General features: G+C 44.2%; 4 protein-coding genes. 1 reads left to right on the top strand and 3 read right to left on the bottom strand.

What is annotated here, in order from left to right; all coding sequences use genetic code 11:
- Positions 1 to 80: 80 nt before the first annotated feature.
- Together pyrE and rph are read right to left on the bottom strand one after the other, a co-directional pair.
- Complete coding sequence (gene pyrE / locus AB4482_RS22850) at positions 81 to 722, bottom strand: orotate phosphoribosyltransferase (RefSeq protein WP_017059267.1); 642 nt, start codon at positions 720 to 722, stop codon at positions 81 to 83.
- Positions 723 to 954: 232 nt separating this feature from the next.
- Positions 955 to 1,671: a ribonuclease PH gene (gene rph / locus AB4482_RS22845; protein WP_019826449.1), complete on the bottom strand. Its 717-nt coding sequence runs from the start codon at positions 1,669 to 1,671 to the stop codon at positions 955 to 957.
- 248 nt (positions 1,672 to 1,919) lie between these two features.
- On the opposite strand from rph, the gene AB4482_RS22840 reads away from it, so the two are divergent.
- Positions 1,920 to 2,786, top strand: a complete 867-nt coding sequence (locus tag AB4482_RS22840; protein WP_017059268.1) for a YicC/YloC family endoribonuclease — start codon at positions 1,920 to 1,922, stop codon at positions 2,784 to 2,786.
- 332 nt (positions 2,787 to 3,118) lie between these two features.
- Here the strand turns inward: AB4482_RS22840 and AB4482_RS22835 are convergent, their stop codons facing one another.
- Entirely contained in the window at positions 3,119 to 3,331 is a 213-nt protein-coding gene (locus AB4482_RS22835) for a cold-shock protein (RefSeq protein WP_017071067.1), read from the bottom strand.
- Positions 3,332 to 3,608: the final 277 nt, after the last annotated feature.

Raw genomic sequence — 3,608 nt, 5'->3', positions numbered from 1 at the left:
GAAAGCCGCGATGAACCAAAGAAAAGGGGCTGATGAATCATCAGCCCCTTGTGCATTCTATAGTCTAATTACGAGTAGTATTAGATGCCGTATTGAGCGCGGTACGCTTTTACTGACTCTAGATGTGCTGCGTCTGTGCCTTTCTCTTCAAGGAAAGTCACCAAGTCAGTCAGGCTAACGATTGAGATAATCGCACAACCGAAGTCACGCTCAACTTCTTGAATCGCAGACAGTTCGCCTTTGCCCTTCTCTTGACGGTCGATAGCAACAAGCACACCCGCTAAATCAGCGCCATTTGCTTGGATGATTTCCATCGACTCACGAATCGCAGTACCTGCAGTGATCACGTCGTCCACTAACATGATGCGACCTTCAAGCGCGCTACCGACAAGGTTGCCACCTTCACCGTGGTTTTTCGCTTCTTTACGGTTAAAACAGTAAGGCGTATCTACATCGTGGTGATCTGCCAGTGCAACCGCTGTCGTCGTTGCAATTGGGATACCCTTGTATGCAGGGCCAAATAGTACATCGAACTCAATGCCAGAATCAGCCAATGCTGCTGCGTAGAAGCGACCTAAACGCGCTAGGTCACGACCTGTATTAAACAATCCAGCATTGAAGAAGTAAGGGCTCTTACGGCCAGACTTTAAAGTAAACTCACCAAACTTAAGTACTTCTTTCTCTAGTGCAAATTCAATAAATTCACGTTGATATGCTTTCATGCTCATCCTCTAAATTAATTTACTTTCCAGTTCCTAACTTCCAATCGCTCAGGAAGCTAACAATGATGTATTTTCTAAATAGATAGCTCTACAACAAGGCAGCAAGGTTTTTCAGCCCTATGAGCATAGGGGACCTATGTGATTAGGGTGAAAAATTGCAGCTAACGCTGGTGTAGAGTTATATATGATGAAAATAAAAAAATAGCCCCTTAAAAAAGGAGCTATCTAAAAACTATTCTGCTAACGCCGACTTCTGCGCTTCAACAATATCAGCAATGCCCTTATTCGCCAGGGCTAAAAGCTGCATCAACTCTTCGTGGCTGAACGGTTCGCCTTCTGCGGTACCTTGAATCTCAATCATCTTACCGTCTTCCGTCATTACAACGTTCATGTCGGTATCGGCTGCTGAGTCTTCAACGTACTCAAGGTCACACAGTGCTTGTGCACCAACGATGCCCACTGAAACTGCCGCTACGTGGCCTTTCATTGGGTTCTTTTTCAGTTTGCCGCTTGCTAGTAGGCTGTTGATAGCATCAGCCATTGCAACGCTTGCACCTGAGATAGAAGCAGTACGAGTACCGCCGTCTGCTTGGATAACATCACAATCGACAGTGATCATAATTTCACCCATTACTTTCAGGTCAACAACAGCACGTAGGCTACGAGCGATCAGACGTTGGATTTCCATCGTACGACCACCTTGCTTGCCGCTCGCCGCTTCACGACGGTTACGAGTGTGCGTTGCACGTGGCAGCATGCCGTATTCAGCCGTTACCCAACCCTTTCCTTGGCCTTTTAACCAACGCGGTACGTTTTCTTCTACCGTCGCATTACATAGAACTTTAGTGTTGCCGAACTCAACTAATACAGAACCTTCAGCATAAGCTGTGTAGTTACGAGTAATTTTAATTGGACGAATTTGATCTACAGCGCGGTCATTTGGACGCATTGGTATCTACCTTATTAACAGTCTGAAGTGATTTACTATCGAAAGAGTGCATCACCTAAGAAAGGGGTGAGACAGTTTTGATTGGGGCAAGATTATATAGCAGTTTATCGTGCAAATCTATTTACCGTTCAAAGCTATTTATCACGAAAGGCTATTTACAGTGAAAAGCGACAGGCTTCGAGAGCACACCATATCGTGATACTATGCGTGCGCGTTATTTTCAGAATGATAAAAGACAGGAAAATTCGATGATTTATAGTATGACCGCGTACGCACGCAAAGAAGTAAAAGGCGATTGGGGCAGCGCAGTATGGGAAATCCGTAGTGTAAACCAACGCTACCTAGAAACTTACTTCCGTATGCCTGAACAGTTCCGTGGTTTAGAGCCAATCTTGCGTGAGCGTTTCCGTAAGCGTCTTGCACGCGGTAAGGTTGAATGTAACCTACGCTTTGAAGCAAACCCTGCTGCAAAGGGCGAACTAAGCATTAACGAAGGTTTGGCTCAGCAAGTAATCAATGCTGCGAACCAAGTAATGACGATGACAGGTGAAGACAGCCGTTTGAACCCATTCCAAGTCATGAATTGGCCTGGTGTGATGGAAACGCCAGAGCAAGACATGGATGCCATCAACAAAGACCTACTTGAAGCATTCAACGATGCTATCGCAGAGTTCATTGATGCTCGTGCTCGTGAAGGTGAGAACATGAAGGCGCTAATCGTACAGCGCTTAGATGCAATCACTGAAGAAGTAGTGAAAGTTCGTGCACGCATGCCTGAGATCCTAGAGTGGCAACGTGAGCGTCTTCTTACCAAATTTGAAGATGCGAAAATCGAACTTGAAGGTTCTCGTGTTGAGCAAGAGCTTATCCTACTTGCGCAGAAGTCAGACGTAGCAGAAGAGCTAGACCGTCTAGATTCTCACGTGAAAGAAGCAAATGCAGTACTGAAGAAAGGTGGCGCTTGTGGCCGTAAGCTAGACTTCATGATGCAAGAGTTCAACCGTGAGTCAAACACGCTAGCGTCTAAGTCTATCAGCACAGACATCACAGCATCAGGCGTAGAGCTTAAGGTTCTTATCGAACAGATGCGTGAGCAGATCCAAAACATTGAATAACAGTCTGTAAGCTGTACACGATAAAGAATAATCAGCTTAATCAGTGTTGATTAGATCAAAATGAGCTCCTAATTTTAGGGGCTTTTTTTTATGGATACAGTAATAGTAATCAGGATGAGCAAGTGACTGGTTGTTACGTAGAAGGTTGAGTTAGAGCAAAGAACAGATACAACGATAGTTAGAACGAGATAACGGACGTAAAACAGGATTTTTGAATACTTAGAGAGGGTATTGCTAATGGAGAAGAGTGTTGCGGTAAAACTGAGGGGGGAAACAAATTTGAGAGAGAAAGTGACGCAAGTTGCTGTTGCAACCTGCGCCGACTTAAAATCTTATAGAGCTACAACGTTTGCAGCTTGAAGACCTTTTTGGCCTTGCTCTACTTCGAAAGACACTTGTTGGCCTTCTTTAAGAGTCTTGAAACCTTCAGAAGCGATTGCACGGAAGTGTACGAATACGTCAGCGCCGCCGTTGTCTTGAGTTAGGAAACCGAAGCCTTTCTCTTCGTTAAACCATTTTACTACGCCGTTTACTTTGTTAGACATGATGTGTCCCTTATATAAAAATAAAAAATTAATCGCCAAAAGTGCGATGCGCTGAAAGCTTGAATTATTTAATGTATCTATGAAGCTAAGGGAAACACTGAGAATAACAATGAAGCAATACTAAGGGTTCTACTTTACAACTGGATGTTTCATTTAATAACCCTGAGAACAGAGCGACGCCATTCTTGGTGATCTGAGCCTGCTTGTAAAGCGTTATTTGGACAATTTGATGTTTTTTTGTTCAACTGGCTTAAATTAAAAGGTTCATCGCGGCTTT

The sequence above is a fragment of the Vibrio sp. 10N.222.55.C7 genome (genome assembly GCF_041473335.1).
In the GTDB taxonomy this organism is placed as follows: Bacteria; Pseudomonadota; Gammaproteobacteria; order Enterobacterales; family Vibrionaceae; genus Vibrio; species Vibrio crassostreae_C.
Note: the sequence above shows the minus strand (reverse complement) of the source record. Positions and strands in the feature narration are given on the sequence as shown.